The organism is Marinicellulosiphila megalodicopiae (assembly GCF_045862395.1).
Lineage (GTDB): Bacteria > Pseudomonadota > Gammaproteobacteria > Pseudomonadales > Natronospirillaceae > Marinicellulosiphila > Marinicellulosiphila megalodicopiae.
In genome coordinates this window covers 868,050-885,261 of the sequence record NZ_AP023087.1, presented here as the reverse complement: position 1 = coordinate 885,261, position 17,212 = coordinate 868,050, and the positions used below count along the sequence as shown (strand labels likewise).

Sequence of the window (17,212 nt, the reverse complement as noted above, 5' to 3'; positions counted from 1 at the left end):
ATCACCAATTCATTACTTTTTTAGCAAACATCACAGTCAATTTTTTTTGTTCAACTAATGATGCGTGATCGAGTTTTTCAAAAATATTTAACACAGAGCGAATATCTCTAGGCGCACGAGAAACAATATAATTTGCCAATTCATCAGACAACAACAAACCTTGACGGTGCGCTTTCTCTTGTAATGCTTGCTTTAAATCTTGTTCATTTAAAGCATGAATTTGCAAACTCAACCCCCAGTTTAATCGAGAGCGTAAATCTTTTAATTCAATCTCTAACTGTGCTGGATGCTGTTTCATTCCAACAACTAATTTCTTTTTACTTGCACGAAAACGATTAATTAAATTAAACAAACTTTCTTGCCAATCTCTTTGATCCAATACATCTTCTAAATCATCCAAACACACCACATCAAATTGATCCAATGCATTTAACATTTCACTTGAATGATCTTTAACTGTTTTTAATGGTAAGTAAATGCAGTGTTTACCTGATTGAATTCCCAAATGGGTAACCGCTTGTAATAAATGCGTCACACCACTTAAAGTTTGCCCCCAAAGACAAAGCATTAATTGCTTTTCATCCATTAAAAATGGCCTTAATGAACAATAGGTTTGCTCATTTGATCCGATATGGAATGTATCCAAAGTAGAGTGCTCTTCGATCTGCACCCCCAATGGAATTTGATCAACTAACGATAACTGCTTAGACATCGTTTTTTACTGCCTTTTTGGAGCGATCATAAAAATCACTCTCTTTATAATCTAAATGAATGCGTCGCAACACCACCATTATAATAGCGGCAATAGGTAACGCTAATAAAATCCCAACAAATCCAAAAATCTGCCCACCAGCTAAAACAGCAAAGATGACAGCAACAGGATGCAAACCAATTTTATCACCTACTAATAATGGCGTTAAAACCGTACCTTCCAATAGCTGGCCAACCACAAAAACAGCTAACACAAACACTAAAGGCAAATAAGAGTCGAATTGAAAAAAAGCACTGATTAACGCAATACCTAATCCCACTACTAATCCCATATAAGGCACAATGGATGCAAGCCCCGCTATCACACCAATAATCAATCCGAATTTAACCCCAATGACCATTAACCCTAAACTGTAAATAGCACCAAGAGCACACATCACAATTAATTGCCCTTTTAAAAATGCACCAAGAGTTTCATGACACTCAAGCGTAATTGATTGGGTGGTTGGAAAATAAGCTCGTGGAATTAAGTGAGCTATTTTTGCCACTAAAACATCCCAATCTCGTAATAAATAAAATGTCACTACTGGAATTAGAAATAAATTCCCAAGTACACCTGCAATTTGCAAAGTAGATGACCCGATGGACCCTAATATTTTTGCTAATACATTTGAAGTTTTACCTAAATCCAATTCTTTAGATAATTGAGTTAACGACAAAGTAGTGGTGTCAACTCCCGTTTTTTCACTGATCCAAGGTAGAAAAATTTCCTGCCCCCAAATTAATAATTCTGGAATCGTGGAAATTAACTCATCAATTTGACGCAATAAAATCGGGACACAAATTAATCCAACAATCAAAAACACCACACTTAATGTTGCAAATGTAATCGTAACAGAAATTGTGCGGCTGAATTTTTTCTCCAATCTATCTACAACTGGGTCACCAATATAAGCCAATAACATCGCCGTTAAAAAAGGCATTAAGATTGGGGAAAGCATATAAAAGAAAAATAAAATTAAGCAAGCGGTTAAAATATAAAACCATTTTTTGGAATCTGTCATTGTCCTATCCTTTATTCAAAGTCATTTATCACAACATCCACAAGTACTGGTCGTCGTAATTCATCCTCTATTAGAAAATCAATATTCTCATTTAATTGTAAATTCGTTAAAAATTGCTTCTGACTGACATTTAACTGAAGCAAATAGTTAACTTCCTGGTTATCAACATTTAATGCTGTCACGCTTTGAACACCTGATAGCTGCTTCAAATACACTTCGTTTTGATGAAACTGAAAAATGCTTGTCACATTTTTCATTCTTATCAAAACCTGTTCATCTTTTTTATCATTTGGGTTAATGCCATATTGCTGCATGATTGCTTGAGATAACTGCTTGAGTCCTGCTAAGCTGAATGATTCTAATGTTGAATAATATTGAACATTTGGTCGACCAAGATCCAAAACATTCCACTCCCCAATAAATCGGCCATCATCATGTTCTTTGATTCGAGCAATAAGCACAACTTGAGTTTTATATCGTTTTGCAAATCCTAAAATACTTTCTTTATTAACCTGCCAAAAGTCCCCTTGATTAAAGAAAAAGAGATCCTGCGGATCCATCATTGGCCAAACAATGGGTAATTTTAAAGCTGCCGCTTCACGCTCCATTGTTTGTAATATTTGAGGATAAAACACCATTTGATCATTTACTGAAGTTTGTGCGCCTGGCAATCCGCCTTCAATATTATTTTCCAAAAACTGTCTATCTTGCATCTGTTGCGCAGAAATCACATCAGTTGAACTTGCAACACCATCCGTTAACTCTTCATATAAGTCATCTCTTGACATGATTTTGGTTGTGCCGTCTTTATTTTGCACAAGTATTACAGCTAAGGTTTCCGGTCGCTTTGCATCTAATGTTGACAGATTAGCTTTAAGCAATAATTGATTCACTTTTTTAGAATCAAATGCGATCACTAACTCAACCATTGATATTTGTTGACCGATAACAGAAGTGAACACTTCATCTGACGCTCTTACCTTTTCTGACAAAATATATTGTTTATGCAGTTTCAGGCCGCTTTGAATGATTGAAGATCGCTCAATGTCAGTTTTTAAGGTAGCCGCTTGTAATGCTTGTAGCAAAGCTTGCATACGAATTTCATTCACCCGAGTCGCACTGGCATTTTTTTCGATGAGTACAGATTGCGTGTAAATATCCACTTGTTGCACGGCTGCAGCGATATTTACTTGGAATATTACAAATATCAAAATAAAAAATTTAAACAGTGTTTTCATAACATGTGCATCATAGATTTTAAACGCTGCATTGTACTGCATTGTCTGCCTGCTTTTAAGAGTTAAAATACCTACATGACGACCAAGACCAATTTATGCAATATCAGTTCATCAAATATTAAGTAAATTAGCCGTTTCGTTTACAATTTTTCATTTTTGTTTGTTTCTTGCTCTGGTACAATGCGCGGCTTTTATTATCCCTCGATCTTTAGGTATTCATTATGTCTGACTCTCTAAGCTACAAAGACGCTGGTGTTGATATCGACGCTGGAAACGCGTTAGTTGAAAACATCAAATCTGCAGTAAAACGCACCACTCGCCCAGAAGTATTAGGCGGCATTGGTGGTTTCGGCGCGCTTTGTGAAATTCCTGCTGGTTACAAGCAGCCAGTTTTAGTGTCAGGCACTGACGGCGTTGGTACGAAACTACGCCTTGCTATTGATCTAAAAAAACACGACACAATCGGCATTGACTTAGTGGCTATGTGTGTAAATGATTTAATCGTTGCAGGTGCTGAGCCTTTGTATTTTTTAGATTATTACGCTACTGGCAAATTAGACATTAATGTAGCTACTGATGTTGTAAAAGGCATTGCTGAAGGTTGTATTCAATCTGGTTGCGCATTAGTTGGCGGCGAGACTGCTGAAATGCCAGGCATGTATGAAGGCGATGACTACGATGTAGCTGGTTTTTGTACCGGTGTTGTTGAAAAAGCAGACATCATTGATGGCACAAAAGTAAAAGCAGGCCAAACGTTAATTGCCCTTAAATCTTCAGGTCCTCACTCAAACGGTTACTCGTTAGTGCGTAAAGTAATCGAAGTATCTAAAGCCGATTTACAACAAACCCTTCCAGATGGCAAAGTATTAGCAGACGCATTAATGGCGCCGACTAAAATTTACGTTAAATCGTTATTAGCATTATTCAAAGAAGTGCCTGTTTACGCATTAAGCCACATTACTGGCGGCGGCTTCTTAGAAAATATCCCTCGTGTATTACCATCAGATTGCAAAGCAATTATTGATACAACATCTTGGGAAATTCCGGCTGTATTTAACTGGTTACAAACCAACGGCAACATCAACCAAACTGAAATGTACCGTACATTTAACTGTGGCGTTGGTATGGTTCTAGCGGTTGAAAGCGATCAAGCACAACAAGCCGTTGATTTCTTAAACGCTCAAGGCGAAGAAGCGTTTGTAGTGGGCAGCATTGCCGCACGTAATGGCGATGAAGCTCAGGTCGACATGAAATGAGTCAAACTGCTTTAACTAAAGTCGTTGTTTTACTTTCAGGCAGCGGCTCTAATTTACAAGCGATCATTGATCAAGTCACACAGGGTAATCTTAAATGCGAGATTGCCTGCGTGATTAGTAACAAAGCCGATGCATTTGGATTGGAGCGAGCTAAACAAGCAGGCATCCCTACTCAAGTGGTGGATCATAAAGCGTTTGATTCAAGAGAAAGTTTTGATGCCCACCTACAAACCCAAATTGATGTTTACAATCCTCATTTAGTTGTTTTAGCCGGGTTCATGCGAATTTTAACCGCTGGTTTTACTGAGCATTATTTAGGCAAGATGCTAAATATTCACCCATCTTTATTGCCAAAATTTCAAGGTTTACACACCCACAAGCGCGCAATTGAAGCAAATGAAACGTTTGCTGGTGTGACTGTACATTTTGTAACGGCTGAACTTGATGGTGGGCCAAATATTATTCAAGCAAAAGTTGCCATTGAAACAGGCGAAACTGAAGAGTCATTAGCTAAAAAAGTACTAAAAAAAGAGCATATCATTTATCCAATGGCGATAGACTGGTTTTTAAATGGCCGTTTAAAAATGAACAACAACCAAACCGTTTTAGATGATAAAGTTTTAAACCCTGAGGGTTTTGAGCTAAATTAACGCTATTTAACATTAATCAAAGGCACATCGATGCGCTTTATTGTTTTAGCATTATCCGTTTTTTTATCGACATTAAGCTTTGCCGAGTCAGACTCTGTAGAGCTTAAATCGTTTTCTATGCAAGTATTTGCTCAAACTTTCAAACCCGTTAAAGCCAAAGCCAATGGCACTATCAACCTTGACCAATGCACAAACCCTCAAGACATCGAGTTAAATCTTTGGTGTTATCGTGTTGATACTAAAATCAAAATTGCCGAAGTGCACCAACTTGCAAAATTCTTTGAAATAGAAAACACCATTCAGTCTTATTATATTCAACAAGACGATCGTGCATTTTGGAAAAAAACACATCGCAACGCTCAATTTGATTATCAAAATAAAACCGTCACTACGCTCTTTGAAGACAAACAAAACACTTTAGACTTAAACACCCAAGTATTTGATGAAGTCAGCTACCCCTTACAGATTCAAAAGCTATTACAACAAGGCCAAACCCAATTTAAATTAGATTTAGTCGCCGGCGATAAAATCAAAGCATACAATTTTAAAGTCATCGATAAAGAAACCCTGTTTACAAAAGCAGGCATTTTAGAGACGTTAATTGTTGAACAAACAAGAGGCTCAAGCAAAGTTTTGATATGGTTTGCAAAACGCTGGAATTATCTGCCCGTGCAATTTGAAACCTACAAATCCAACACGTTACAATCTCGCGTCACTGCGACATCCGTCACTTATTAAAGAGTATATTATGCGTCCAACCTGGGATTCTTATTTCATTGAATTAATGCAAACCATTGGCAAACGCGCCACATGCGATCGCGGCCGATCGGGTTGCATCATTGTAAAAGACAAACAAATTGTCACAACCGGTTATGTCGGCTCTCCTCCTGGTTTATCTCACTGCGATGAAGTTGGCCATTTAATGAAAAAAGTAGTCGACGATGATGGTACAGAAAGAATGCACTGCATGCGCACTATCCACGCCGAGCAAAACGCAATATGCCAAGCAGCTAAGCACGGAATATCCCTCCAAGATGCGACACTTTATTGTAAAATGGAGCCTTGTCGAGTGTGCGCAATGCTCATTATAAGTTGCGGTATCAAACGGGTTGTCGCAGAAAAACGCTACCATGCAGCACAAGAATCTCGCGATATGTTTGAAAAAGCTGGTGTAATATTAGATGTCATTGAAGATGAAGAAGAACAGTATTAAAAGATTGTAATCTTACGAGATTTAAGAGGAAAGTTTGGATTTTTCTTCCAATATTGCTCAAGATTAAATTGAGTGGATATTTTTTCATTGTGAATTTGCCTTCGTGTTTTATGCAAATTCACGCCTTCGTAATTCATTTGATGCAAACAATCGATACAGACTTTTTGATTATCTATTTTCCAGCTTAATTTTTGCTCGCCTTCTTTTTTTGCAACGATGGAACACGCCGCTAAATGAAAAATAGAATCCTCCAACAACACCACGTTCGCATTTTTAAAACGTAATCGATAATCCGCGTCTCGGGCCAACTGATTCATATTTAGCAGCAAATAATCCGTATCTAACACAGATTTTTCATATAACGAGATATGTAACCTTTCATCAAAGGACTCTTCCATGGTCCATAATTCTGCCCCCATTTTTTCGCGTAAATCATTAAACGGTTCAAAACTTTCAAAATCGGGCAGCTTCATTTTAATGTATCCAACAGTGTGGCGATTGCATGTTCAGCATCGGTACGCACTTTAAACTCCACTCTGCGTGATTTCCCTTCATCAATATTGTGGTTTTTATCATAAATCGGTTTAGATGAGCTCAATCCATTTGCAGTGAGTTTATCAATCAACCAAGCCTTTTCACTTTTAACTTGATCCAAAGCTAGCACAAATGCCAAAGCGGATTTTGTACGGGATTGCGAAAGCGACATATTTAAAATATACGCCTCATCTTTTGATTTAGCCCCCCAACCTTCTGATGTGTGCCCCTCAATACGCACCTCTTCAATATGCGGCTTATAATCAGATTTAGATAAAATATTCAAATATCTGGGAAAAAAATCCAATAAAATTTGTTCAAACTCAACACTTAACTCGCTTGAACCATGAGCAAACATTAACGATTCACGCTGAAAACTAATGGATAAATCCTCTCGAATAATGGCGCCCCATACAGGCAAATCATCAGCAAACTCAATTTTTAACTCGTTATATAATTGCTCTCTGACATGATCATACAAAACCGCTACCTGCTTCATTTGATGACGCTGAATCTCAACATTGACCATAAACACCAAGGCAATCAACAAAAACACCATCATTAACCCGGCCATTAAATCCGACAAACTGCTCCAGCTATCGTCTTCAGTTTGTGACAAATCAGGCGACATGTTGATTTCCCTTCACTTTTTGCACATCGGTAGATTCGAGTAAAAGCTGTAATTTTTGCGTTAACGGCGTGTAGTCACTGACAAATTTTTCAGACAAACTCGAAAGCTGAAACCCCATGATTCTTAAGGCTTGAGTCAGCTCTTTTTCAAGAGCAGCATCGAGTTTTTCGACTTGCTCGGTATTTCGATTTAATAAGGTTTCGACATGTTGCGACATGCCATTTAGGGTTTTTTCATTCAGCATTAAAAATTGATTCTGCACAGATTCGCTGGTTTGCACGATATCTTCGCTGGTCTGTTTCAGTAATTGACTCATTTGCTGTTGATGTGTGGTGATGTTTTTTTCTAACGATGTGGTTAGAGATACAATTCGACCCTCTAAATCTGGCAAACCTTCCCTTGCTTGCACCACAACATTGGCCAATTGCTCTAAATAAGACGATAACTTACCACTTTGCTGATTCAATTCACTCATAACACCGGCCATTTGACTGGCCACTGTAGAAAATACTTGCGAATGGCTGACCAAATCTTCAAATGTTTGTAACGATTGTTTGGATAAATCTGCGGACTTTTTATGATGCTGTATTAAATCATGCATCGCCTCTTTGTTTTCAGCCTGCCAAATACGCATCTCACCGACTGCATCATGCAATGCTTTAAAATTTTGTCCATATTGCTCATCTATTTTCGTATTGAAATCATGCATAATTTGACGAAGCGCATCGATCAATGCCTCAGTTGTGGCTTCAACCATTTTTTCTTGGTACTGCCCAAGAGATTGCGTGATTGCGTCTAATTGCTGATGAGTATTATCAAAAAATACCTGTTGCGCTTGAGTGTTATCTTTTTCCATCCATGCAGTTAATAATTGTGTGATTTGGGTTAATTCAGATTGTTCGACCACATCTGATTGATGAATATGCGCAATAGAAAACCGCACTTTAATTGAGATCGCACCAAAAATCCCGATGATTGAAGTCCAAAAAGCTGTTTTTAATCCTTCAATTAAACTGGGAACCGATTGCTCAATATTAGCCGTATCAAATCCGCTCAAACCTAACGCCACACCCAAAAACGTACCAAACACGCCCAAGCTCGTTAAAATAGAAGGCGCCACCTGTACCGTTTTGTAAGAAAACTTAAACAGATGAAACATAACCGTTAACCCAGCGATTAACGACATCAAAACCATACTAATCAATGAAAATTGCAATGCAGCGTACCCAAGTGTAACCATTTTTATCAGTGTAGTTCACTTTTGTAATTACGCATAAGCGACACCAAACATTCATACCTGACAAAAATGGTCACATTTAAACCCAATTAATCAGCACGACTGCATCACAAATGAATCAAATATGAACAAAACCCACCGAAAAACGTGACTTTTAAAAGTTGGCACGCCAGATGCAATATGAATTACAACTCTGCTACTTAAACAGAAAGAAAAGCAGACTAAATCAACTTAACTCGTGGAGAGTATATTATGAAAACGAATCAACAAGGTTTCACACTAATTGAATTAATGATCGTTGTTGCGATTATCGGTATTTTGGCTGCATTCGCTATCCCAGCATACAGCGAATATGTTGCTGAATCTCATGGCGCTGCAGCATTAAAAGGTGTAGCTAACTATGAAACTAAAGTATTAACATGCGTACAAGCGGGCACTGGCTGTGATACTTTAAACTCAGAAATTTCAACAATTTCGGCAACACCTTCAGATGGAATAACAAAAACAGCTGCTTTTGCATTGGGTGGAACGCCTAGCTTTTCATATAACGACGGCGTATGCATTATAACTGGGGCAGTTGCAAGTGGTAGAGTTACATACACCGCAAGCGTCCCATCAGGTACAACTGCTGCGACTGTAGATCAGTGTAAAGCTGGTGCAGGATCAAACGTACAATAGATATAAACACTTTTAAACAAAGCACCTCAGTAGAGGTGCTTTTTTTTGGATGAGAATAAATTGACAACAACCCCTTTCAAGACATCAACCTATATACTTGTATTTGCAGCAATAATATTAGGTGAAGTACTAATAATACCAGATAACGGAGGGGTTGGATTAAACATATCCAATAATGCAATTTCGTGGATACCGTTTTCAATTCTAGCTTTTATCGGCATATGGTATTCAGTTAAAAAAAATCTATTTTTTTACAATTTCTCCAATATATATGGCGCCCTACTATTACTTTGGTTATTTATTTTAGTTGGATTTAGCGAATTTAAACAAAGCGGATTTATTTTAATTTCTGGGGTTACATATGGCTTGTTTTTCCTAATATCGTTACAGCAATTAAATTTAAATCGTTTTATCTTAATTTACCCTATCATTATTTTAGCAACGTTGAATTGCATTTATGGTTTACTCCAATATTACTATCCTTTAGATTTTGATTGGTTTTTCACATCCAACAATAACAGACCTATAGGTTTTTTTAGACAACCAAATATTCTTGCATCTTTTGCTATGATTGGTATTTCGTTGTCATTATATTTTTACAAAAATTCAACTTCAAAATTAATTAATTTTCCATTATTTTTAATCACACTAATTGGCCCAAGCACAATATTATTAACTTTTTCACGATTAGGGCTTATTTCTTTTATTATTTCCTCATTATTAATTATTATTTACTTAGGATTAACAAAAAGACTAAAAGGCATTATTACACTTAGTTTTTTTACTGGAATAATACTTGGTTTAGCACAGTTATTCATCACAATCGAAAATCAAACAATCCCAAGATCAATTGAAACCCTACAATCCTTTGGGATGAGGGAACTAGATTGGACACATGCACTAAATATGTTTATAGAGAAACCTTTTTTTGGTTGGGGCATCGGAGGATTTGAAGGAAGTTTCGCAAGCAGCTTTGTTCAAAATTCATTAAATTCTGGATATATCTCCCATATCTCTCCACATCTTACACATCCTCATAATGAGTTATTATTTTGGTTAGTTCAAGGTGGCCTATTTGCCACTCTGCCTATAGTTGCATTTTTCAGCTGGATTATTTATAAAAATTTCACATTCAATAAAATCGAATCAATTGGTCGCCTCGCTATTATTACACCTATTGGAATTCACTCAATGCTTGAACTTCCAATGTATACATCTACAGCATATTTCATAACATTTATTATTATTTTATTTTTATTTTGCGAACCACTAAGAGTCTACACATACAAAAATAACTCCATTAAACATTTAAACCTACCTACATTTACAATTATTCTTATTAGCTTTTTATATTTTTCCTCCGCATTACACTCATTTTTTATATATAAAGAAATGTATAAATATGGCGGGGATGATCTTTCATATTCGAGCAAGGTCATTAATCCATTCTCCCATGACGATGAAATAACTTTATTGCACATCTCCTCAAATTTACATTATGCAAATCGTATGCAATCTACAGAGCAAAAACTAAGAGCCATCGAGGATGCATTGGAGTTTTGCAAAAGAAAACCACACCCCAAAATATATTTACAAATTATCCAAACTCTACATAATCTAGAAGATTTTAAATCTGCAGAGGAAATATTCAACTACGCAAAAACTCTCTATACACACAATCCATTCTTCAAAGATAGATCTAACTACGAAGAATTAATCCCAAACTACAATTTAATTGAATAAAAAGGTGATTTAACACAAATTTAGACCTTCAAATTTAGCAAATAAAATATACATCAGTTACTATACTTAAACATCAAAACACTAAGGTAACTAATTAAATGTCTATCGGCGGCCTAGCGAGGCGATTTGTTCAAGATCAGATAATTTCTGAAAATGAAGCTTTAGAAGCAAGTAATCAAGCAAAAATTGAAAAACAAGCATTAATTACTTATTTGGTATCCAAGGGTATAGCTAATGCTAAAGATTTAGCTATTAGTACGGCTGATGAATTTGGCACCCCATTATTTGACTTAGATGCTTTTGATCCTGAAAGTATTGATCGTGAAATTGTGTCTAATGAATTAGTACAGCAACATCATGCAATCCCATTATTCAAACGTGGTAGTCGCCTTTTTGTTGGTATCTCAGACCCCACCAATTTAGTTGGGCTTGATGAAATCAAATTTCATACCGGCTTAAGCACTGAAGGTGTATTAGTTGAAGAAGACAAACTAACAGCATACATTCAAGGTTATGAAGATGACGATGATGACAGCTTTGATGATTTGGATGAAGATGTTGAAGGCCTTGATGTTGTAGAAGAACAAGCCGATAAAGACGATGACCACAATGCCGCGGATGATGCGCCTGTAGTTAAATTTGTTAACCAAATGCTGTTATCAGCCATCAAAAAAGGGGCATCAGATTTACATTTTGAACCCTATGAAAAATCCTATCGAGTCAGGTTTCGTGTTGATGGAGTTTTACGCACCATGTCAAAGCCTCCTGTGGCTCTCACAAAAAAACTCGCTGCTCGATTAAAAGTCATGTCTAACTTAGATATTGCAGAGCGTCGCGCGCCACAAGATGGCCGTATCAAATTAAAAGTTTCAGCAAAAAAATCCATTGATTTTCGTGTAAGTACACTGCCTGGGCTATTTGGCGAAAAGATCGTATTACGTATTTTAGATCCATCAAGTGCCAAAATGGGCATTGACGCACTTGGGTATGAGCCTGAACAAAAAGATATGTATATGGATTGCCTATCTAAACCACAAGGCATGATATTAGTAACTGGGCCTACTGGTTCTGGTAAAACCGTTTCACTTTATACAGGTCTTAATATACTCAACACTGAAGATCGTAATATATCCACAGCAGAAGATCCGGTAGAAATCAACTTAGAAGGCATCAACCAAGTTAATGTTAACCCAAAAGTCGGATTAGATTTTGGCATGGCACTACGTGCGTTTTTACGTCAAGATCCTGATATTATTATGGTTGGTGAGATTCGTGATTTGGAAACTGCGTCAATTGCTATTAAAGCTGCACAAACCGGTCATATGGTGATGTCGACACTGCATACAAATAGTGCAGCAGAAACCATTACTCGTATGGTAAATATGGGGGTTCCAACTTTCAATATTGCAACTACAGTCAATTTAATCATTGCACAACGTCTTGGTAGGCGTTTATGCTCTTCATGTAAAAAACCAACAGAATACCCAAAAGAAAGTTTGCAACAATTAGGCTTTACCGAAGCAATGCTAGAAAATGCGACTATTTTTGAGCCTGTTGGTTGTTCTTCTTGCACCAATGGTTATAAAGGTCGGGTGGGGATTTATGAAGTAGTGAAAATCACCCCAAGTATTTCCAAAATAATAATGGAAGACGGCAATGCAATTGAGCTTAATGAACAATTTGAAAAAGAAGGCTTTAATAGCTTAAGAAAATCTGGCCTTGTAAAAGTAACCCAAGGTATAACCAGTGTTGAAGAAGTCAACCGAGTGACAAACGAGGATTAATTATGGCAGCGATCAAAGAAGTAATATTTACCTATAGCGGCACCGACAAGTCTGGCAAAAAAAAGAAAGGTGAAGTAACAGGTACAAACGTCAACGTTGTGAAAGCGCAACTCAGAAAACAAGGGATCGCGAACCCATCCGTTAAGAAAAAACCTAAAGAATTTAATTTAAGCCTTGGCTCGTCAATTAGCGCCTCCGATATTGCATTATTCACTCGCCAAATGGCCACAATGATGAAAGCAGGCGTGCCATTAGTTAAAGCTTTTGAAATTGTCGCTGAAGGCAGTCAAAACCCAGCATTGACAGAAATGGTCAATTCTTTACGAAATGAAGTTTCCTCTGGCGGTACATTTGCAAGCGCTTTAAAAGGACAACCTAAATATTTTGATGATTTATTCTGTTCTTTAGTTGATTCAGGTGAGCAATCTGGTGCTTTGGAAACGATGCTTGATCGAATAGCGATTTACAAAGAGAAATCTGAAAGTATCAAACGAAAAGTAAAATCAGCAGTTAAATATCCTATTACGATATTAATAATTGCAGGTATTGTTACAACGATCCTTTTAATGAAAGTAGTTCCTGTATTTGGTGATATGTTTTCAAGTTTTGGAGCAGATTTACCAGTTCCAACTCAAGTAGTAGTCATGTTATCGGATTGGATGATTAATAATTGGTGGAAATTATTATTATTCATTGTAACTTTTAGTATTTCGTTATCTTTCGCCCTACAAAAATCTATTAAATTTCGTCAGAACTGGGAACGATATTCTTTAAAAGTGCCAATTCTAGGCAATATTTTCAAACAATCCGCCTATGCACGTTTTGCTCGCACATTATCCACTACTTTTGCGGCAGGTGTTCCACTCATTGATGCGCTTGAATCGGCAGCTGGCGCTTCAGGAAACTATGTTTACGAATCTGCAATTTTAAGAACTAGAGACGAGGTATCAACTGGTGTAGAGTTAAACGTGGCAATTAAAGAAACTAATCTTTTCCCACCAATGTTAGTACAAATGATTGCAATTGGTGAACAATCTGGTGCAGTTGATGAAATGCTAGATAAAGCAGCTGAAATTTACGAAGAAGAAGTTGACCAGCTTGTTGAAGGGCTAACCTCAATGATGGAGCCATTGATTATGGCATTTTTAGGTGTAGTAATTGGTGGGCTTGTAATTGCGATGTATCTGCCAATTTTCCAAATGGGGAAAGTAGTTGGATGATTGAAGTATTTCAACAAAGTTTATTCATATGGTTGATTTGTGTTTTTGTATTTTCTGCATTAGTCGGCAGTTTTTTAAACGTAGTTATTTATCGTTTACCTGAAATAATGAAACGCCAATGGCGTTGTGAATGTTCTGAATTTCTTGAAACGAAAAACCCTCATGAGGAAAAAGATTCTGAGACGTTTAATTTAGCAACGCCAAACTCTCACTGCCCTCATTGTAATACGCCTATTAAGCCTTGGCATAATTTACCGATTATTGGGTATATGTTGATTAAAGGTAAATGTGCCAGTTGCTCAGTTTCAATCAGCCCTCGTTATCCAATCATTGAATTGATTACAGCTGCGCTTTCAACGCTAATCGCATATCAGTTTGGCGTTACAATTGATTCTGTATTATTGATCTTATTTTTATTTATATTAATCAGCATGACAATGATTGATGCGGATGAAAAATTATTACCTGATAGTCTGACATTACCTTTAATGTGGATTGGTATTTTAATTCATACACAACCACAAATTTTAAGTTCTGACTTGCTAAACAGTGTCAGTCTTTTAGACAGTATCTATGGAGCTGCGGTTGCTTATTTAAGTTTATGGACAATTACTTTTTTGTATAAAGTACTTCGCGGTAAAGAAGGCATGGGCGCTGGTGATTTTAAGTTATTTGCCGCCTTTGGCGCTTGGTTTGGATTAAAAGCATTAATTCCGATTATTCTTTTATCATCCGTAGTCGGTGCGATTGTTGGCATTATTATTTTAACCGTTCAAAAACAATCCATTGAAAAAACCACATTGCCATTTGGTCCGTATCTTTGCGGTGCTGCGTTTTTATATATCTTTTTTGCAACAGAAATTCTTGCTGTTATTTTCCCTCAAATATGATCATTGGCTTAACAGGTGGCATTGCCTCTGGCAAATCCACCGCATGTTCAATTTTACAAGACTTAAATATTCCAATTGTCGATGCGGATATTATTGCTCGACAGATTACCGAACCTAATCATCCTATTTTGCAAAAACTAGCAGAATCATTTGGTGACGATATATTAATTAATGGTACGCTTGATCGATCCATATTAAGACAAAAAGCGTTTGCCAGCTCAAAAAATATCAAATTATTAAACAGCATCACCCACCCAGCGATTCATCAATTAATATTAAGCGCATTAGCAAACTCAAAAACCAATCAATATACAGTGCTTTGTGCACCATTATTATTTGAAAACAATCTTGATAAATTATGTGATATTACCTGGCTGATTGATGCTGATCCTGAATTGCAAGTCGCCAGAATCATGCAACGAGATCAATGCGATGAACAAACTGCTTATAATATTGTAAATTCTCAGCTTCCATCACAAGAAAAGCGCTTGCGTGCTGATATAATTATTCGCAACAACGCAATCTTAAATGATTTCAAACAATCCATATTGAATCAACATACACACATATTAAAGGGTTTAAGCCATGACCAAAACTAACACAATGGTAAAATGTCCAGAATGCCAAAAAAGCCATGCATACGATACAAGCAATGCATTTCGACCTTTTTGTAGTGAACGCTGTAAATTAATTGATTTTAATTCGTGGGCAAGTGATGGTTACGCAATTCCAGCACAAGAAAGTATGCTAAACCAAACTCAGGCAGAATATGACGAAGATTGAAGCATTTTTATAATTTCGATATTTGCCTTTGGAAACGCTAACGGGTCTAATTTTTTAATATCTAACCATTTTCCGTGCTGTCCTTCTTTTCCTTTAGGTTCGTTTTCAAATTCATCGACAATATAGACATCTAACAACACGGACTTATCACCGTAGTCATGGGTAATTTGAGTCAAGGGTTGAGCTTGTTTGACGATAATGCCAACCTCTTCGAATAATTCTCTTTTTAATGCATCCTTACCTGTTTCTCCTAGCTCAAACTTTCCGCCAGGAAACTCCCATTTATCTCCTTGATGCTGTGTTGCATTACGATAGGTAAGATATACCTGTTTATTAGATACGATCACACCTACCGCAACACTGATCATTAGCTGCGATACTCAGCATTGATTCGAATGTATTCATAGGACAAATCACAAGTCCAGATACATTCTTCGCTTTCACCTAACTTCAAATCGACAATGATACTGAATTCTTCTTTTGCAAATACTGCTGCGCCTTTTTGTTCCGTATAATCAGGATGTTTTTGTCCATTTTGCACAATACACACATCATCCAAATACACATCTACTTGATCAACATCAAGTGAACCGGCGTCAGCCTTACCAACCGCCATTAAGATTCTTCCCCAATTAGCATCGGATGCTGAAATAGCTGTTTTAACTAATGGCGAGTGTCCAACACTGTAAGCGATAGATAACGCATCGGCATTTGAGGCTGCATTTTTAACTTTAATCTCTATAAATTTACTTGCACCTTCGCCATCACGAACCATCTCATGGGCCAAAGTCTGCATCAACTCTATTAATTTAGTTTCGAAAATTTCCAGTGTGTTTTCATTTAGCACCACTCCAGAAGAGCCGGTGGCAGATAATACACAGGCATCATTTGTGGAGGTGTCACTATCAACGGTAATTCTATTAAATGATTGATTGGTTGCACGAAGCAATAATGCTTGCAGATCAATTTGAGATACATCGACATCAGTTTGAATAAACGAAAGCATGGTTCCCATATTTGGTTTGATCATGCCTGAACCTTTAGTCATACCACTAATTGTGATCGTTTGACCTTCAATCTCAAAATCAATACTAGCGGCTTTTGGGCGAGTATCCGTTGTCATAATTCCTTTTGCAGCACGAGCATGATCATCTTTAAAATCAGAAACCGCTGGTAAATTTGAAATCGCTGTTTCAATTTTTGCCATTGGCAAATACTCGCCAATCACACCTGTTGAAAACGGAATAATTTCATTACTGTTACAACCCAGCTGCTTAGCTAATAATTCACAGGATGTTTGTGCGTCTTTCAAGCCTTGCTTGCCAGTTCCTGCATTTGCATTACCTGTGTTGATCAACAGATATTTAGGCTTTGCTTCACAAAGATGCTTTTTAGCAATGTGCACTGGAGCGGCACAAAATTTATTGGTAGTAAACACACCTGCTGAAATGGTTTGCTCACTTAATGCAATTACAACCAAATCGTCACGATTACTATATTTAACCCCAGCTTGTGTGACACAAAATTTTACTCCATTGATTGGAGTTACTGGATCAACTAACCCGTTACCTATCGCCATA

General features: G+C 37.0%; 19 protein-coding genes. 11 read left to right on the top strand and 8 right to left on the bottom strand.

Features of this window, described 5'->3' with window-relative positions; all coding sequences use genetic code 11:
- Nucleotide 1: 1 nt before the first annotated feature.
- From hda to TYM08_RS03670, 3 genes are read right to left on the bottom strand one after another with little or no spacing between them, the layout of a single operon-like run.
- On the bottom strand, nucleotides 2–712 hold the full coding sequence (gene hda / locus TYM08_RS03680; RefSeq protein ID WP_422381620.1) for a DnaA regulatory inactivator Hda: 711 nt from the start codon (nucleotides 710–712) through the stop codon (nucleotides 2–4).
- Complete coding sequence (locus TYM08_RS03675) at nucleotides 705–1,775, bottom strand: AI-2E family transporter (protein WP_422381619.1); 1,071 nt, start codon at nucleotides 1,773–1,775, stop codon at nucleotides 705–707. The genes hda and TYM08_RS03675 overlap by 8 nt, the downstream gene beginning before the upstream one ends.
- 11 nt (nucleotides 1,776–1,786) lie before the next feature.
- Nucleotides 1,787–3,055, bottom strand: a complete 1,269-nt coding sequence (locus TYM08_RS03670; protein WP_422381618.1) for a DUF2066 domain-containing protein — start codon at nucleotides 3,053–3,055, stop codon at nucleotides 1,787–1,789.
- 179 nt (nucleotides 3,056–3,234) lie between these two features.
- Here TYM08_RS03670 and purM point away from each other — a divergent pair, with 179 nt between their 5' ends.
- The 4 genes from purM to TYM08_RS03650 are packed head-to-tail and all read left to right on the top strand — an operon-like array spanning nucleotide 3,235 to nucleotide 6,132.
- Entirely contained in the window at nucleotides 3,235–4,269 is a 1,035-nt protein-coding gene (gene purM / locus TYM08_RS03665; RefSeq protein ID WP_422381617.1) for a phosphoribosylformylglycinamidine cyclo-ligase, read from the top strand.
- Nucleotides 4,266–4,919 (top strand): phosphoribosylglycinamide formyltransferase, encoded by a 654-nt coding sequence (purN, locus tag TYM08_RS03660; RefSeq protein WP_422381616.1) that lies wholly within the window; start codon nucleotides 4,266–4,268, stop codon nucleotides 4,917–4,919. Before purM ends, purN begins: the two co-directional genes overlap by 4 nt.
- Before the next feature lie 30 nt (nucleotides 4,920–4,949).
- A complete protein-coding gene (locus TYM08_RS03655) occupies nucleotides 4,950–5,657 on the top strand; it encodes a DUF3108 domain-containing protein (protein WP_422381615.1) in 708 nt (235 codons plus the stop codon).
- Nucleotides 5,658–5,667: 10 nt separating this feature from the next.
- The gene (locus tag TYM08_RS03650; RefSeq protein WP_422381614.1) at nucleotides 5,668–6,132 is read left to right on the top strand and encodes a deoxycytidylate deaminase; all 465 of its coding nucleotides are present in this window, start codon (nucleotides 5,668–5,670) and stop codon (nucleotides 6,130–6,132) included.
- Here the strand turns inward: TYM08_RS03650 and TYM08_RS03645 are convergent.
- The 3 genes from TYM08_RS03645 to TYM08_RS03635 are packed head-to-tail and all read right to left on the bottom strand — an operon-like array spanning nucleotide 6,129 to nucleotide 8,513.
- On the bottom strand, nucleotides 6,129–6,605 hold the full coding sequence (locus TYM08_RS03645) for a hypothetical protein (protein WP_422381613.1): 477 nt from the start codon (nucleotides 6,603–6,605) through the stop codon (nucleotides 6,129–6,131). The genes TYM08_RS03650 and TYM08_RS03645 overlap by 4 nt on opposite strands.
- Nucleotides 6,602–7,297 (bottom strand): OmpA/MotB family protein, encoded by a 696-nt coding sequence (locus tag TYM08_RS03640; RefSeq protein WP_422381612.1) that lies wholly within the window; start codon nucleotides 7,295–7,297, stop codon nucleotides 6,602–6,604. Before TYM08_RS03640 ends, TYM08_RS03645 begins: the two co-directional genes overlap by 4 nt.
- Nucleotides 7,287–8,513: a hypothetical protein gene (locus tag TYM08_RS03635; RefSeq protein ID WP_422381611.1), complete on the bottom strand. Its 1,227-nt coding sequence runs from the start codon at nucleotides 8,511–8,513 to the stop codon at nucleotides 7,287–7,289. The genes TYM08_RS03640 and TYM08_RS03635 overlap by 11 nt, the downstream gene beginning before the upstream one ends.
- 273 nt (nucleotides 8,514–8,786) lie before the next feature.
- Here TYM08_RS03635 and TYM08_RS03630 point away from each other — a divergent pair, with 273 nt between their 5' ends.
- From TYM08_RS03630 to TYM08_RS03600, 7 genes are all read left to right on the top strand, one after another.
- Nucleotides 8,787–9,212: a pilin gene (locus tag TYM08_RS03630; protein WP_422381610.1), complete on the top strand. Its 426-nt coding sequence runs from the start codon at nucleotides 8,787–8,789 to the stop codon at nucleotides 9,210–9,212.
- Between the two features lie 45 nt (nucleotides 9,213–9,257).
- On the top strand, nucleotides 9,258–10,955 hold the full coding sequence (locus TYM08_RS03625; RefSeq protein ID WP_422381609.1) for a PglL family O-oligosaccharyltransferase: 1,698 nt from the start codon (nucleotides 9,258–9,260) through the stop codon (nucleotides 10,953–10,955).
- A 98-nt stretch (nucleotides 10,956–11,053) separates the two neighbouring features.
- On the top strand, nucleotides 11,054–12,739 hold the full coding sequence (gene pilB, locus TYM08_RS03620; RefSeq protein ID WP_422381608.1) for a type IV-A pilus assembly ATPase PilB: 1,686 nt from the start codon (nucleotides 11,054–11,056) through the stop codon (nucleotides 12,737–12,739).
- Nucleotides 12,740–12,741: 2 nt separating this feature from the next.
- Entirely contained in the window at nucleotides 12,742–13,959 is a 1,218-nt protein-coding gene (locus TYM08_RS03615; RefSeq protein WP_422381607.1) for a type II secretion system F family protein, read from the top strand.
- The gene (locus TYM08_RS03610; RefSeq protein ID WP_422381606.1) at nucleotides 13,956–14,849 is read left to right on the top strand and encodes a prepilin peptidase; all 894 of its coding nucleotides are present in this window, start codon (nucleotides 13,956–13,958) and stop codon (nucleotides 14,847–14,849) included. The genes TYM08_RS03615 and TYM08_RS03610 overlap by 4 nt, the downstream gene beginning before the upstream one ends.
- Entirely contained in the window at nucleotides 14,846–15,448 is a 603-nt protein-coding gene (gene coaE, locus TYM08_RS03605) for a dephospho-CoA kinase (protein WP_422381605.1), read from the top strand. The genes TYM08_RS03610 and coaE overlap by 4 nt, the downstream gene beginning before the upstream one ends.
- On the top strand, nucleotides 15,435–15,632 hold the full coding sequence (locus TYM08_RS03600; RefSeq protein ID WP_422381604.1) for a DNA gyrase inhibitor YacG: 198 nt from the start codon (nucleotides 15,435–15,437) through the stop codon (nucleotides 15,630–15,632). Before coaE ends, TYM08_RS03600 begins: the two co-directional genes overlap by 14 nt.
- Here the strand turns inward: TYM08_RS03600 and mutT are convergent.
- A complete protein-coding gene (gene mutT, locus TYM08_RS03595; RefSeq protein ID WP_422381603.1) occupies nucleotides 15,608–16,000 on the bottom strand; it encodes an 8-oxo-dGTP diphosphatase MutT in 393 nt (130 codons plus the stop codon). The two genes, TYM08_RS03600 and mutT, sit on opposite strands and share 25 nt — an antisense overlap.
- Complete coding sequence (gene argJ, locus TYM08_RS03590) at nucleotides 16,000–17,211, bottom strand: bifunctional glutamate N-acetyltransferase/amino-acid acetyltransferase ArgJ (protein WP_422381602.1); 1,212 nt, start codon at nucleotides 17,209–17,211, stop codon at nucleotides 16,000–16,002. The genes mutT and argJ overlap by 1 nt, the downstream gene beginning before the upstream one ends.
- Nucleotide 17,212 lies beyond the last annotated feature (1 nt).

Bases quoted from the DNA above. Each gene is read 5' to 3' on its own strand.
- hda (WP_422381620.1), bottom strand. From the start codon at position 712: ATGTCTAAGCAGTTATCGTTAGTTGATCAAATTCCATTGGGGGTGCAG.
- TYM08_RS03675 (WP_422381619.1), bottom strand. From the start codon at position 1,775: ATGACAGATTCCAAAAAATGGTTTTATATTTTAACCGCTTGCTTAATT.
- TYM08_RS03670 (WP_422381618.1), bottom strand. From the start codon at position 3,055: ATGCAGTACAATGCAGCGTTTAAAATCTATGATGCACATGTTATGAAA.
- purM (WP_422381617.1), top strand. From the start codon at position 3,235: ATGTCTGACTCTCTAAGCTACAAAGACGCTGGTGTTGATATCGACGCT.
- purN (WP_422381616.1), top strand. From the start codon at position 4,266: ATGAGTCAAACTGCTTTAACTAAAGTCGTTGTTTTACTTTCAGGCAGC.
- TYM08_RS03655 (WP_422381615.1), top strand. From the start codon at position 4,950: ATGCGCTTTATTGTTTTAGCATTATCCGTTTTTTTATCGACATTAAGC.
- TYM08_RS03650 (WP_422381614.1), top strand. From the start codon at position 5,668: ATGCGTCCAACCTGGGATTCTTATTTCATTGAATTAATGCAAACCATT.
- TYM08_RS03645 (WP_422381613.1), bottom strand. From the start codon at position 6,605: ATGAAGCTGCCCGATTTTGAAAGTTTTGAACCGTTTAATGATTTACGC.
- TYM08_RS03640 (WP_422381612.1), bottom strand. From the start codon at position 7,297: ATGTCGCCTGATTTGTCACAAACTGAAGACGATAGCTGGAGCAGTTTG.
- TYM08_RS03630 (WP_422381610.1), top strand. From the start codon at position 8,787: ATGAAAACGAATCAACAAGGTTTCACACTAATTGAATTAATGATCGTT.
- pilB (WP_422381608.1), top strand. From the start codon at position 11,054: ATGTCTATCGGCGGCCTAGCGAGGCGATTTGTTCAAGATCAGATAATT.
- TYM08_RS03615 (WP_422381607.1), top strand. From the start codon at position 12,742: ATGGCAGCGATCAAAGAAGTAATATTTACCTATAGCGGCACCGACAAG.
- TYM08_RS03610 (WP_422381606.1), top strand. From the start codon at position 13,956: ATGATTGAAGTATTTCAACAAAGTTTATTCATATGGTTGATTTGTGTT.
- coaE (WP_422381605.1), top strand. From the start codon at position 14,846: ATGATCATTGGCTTAACAGGTGGCATTGCCTCTGGCAAATCCACCGCA.
- TYM08_RS03600 (WP_422381604.1), top strand. From the start codon at position 15,435: ATGACCAAAACTAACACAATGGTAAAATGTCCAGAATGCCAAAAAAGC.
- mutT (WP_422381603.1), bottom strand. From the start codon at position 16,000: ATGATCAGTGTTGCGGTAGGTGTGATCGTATCTAATAAACAGGTATAT.
- argJ (WP_422381602.1), bottom strand. From the start codon at position 17,211: ATGGCGATAGGTAACGGGTTAGTTGATCCAGTAACTCCAATCAATGGA.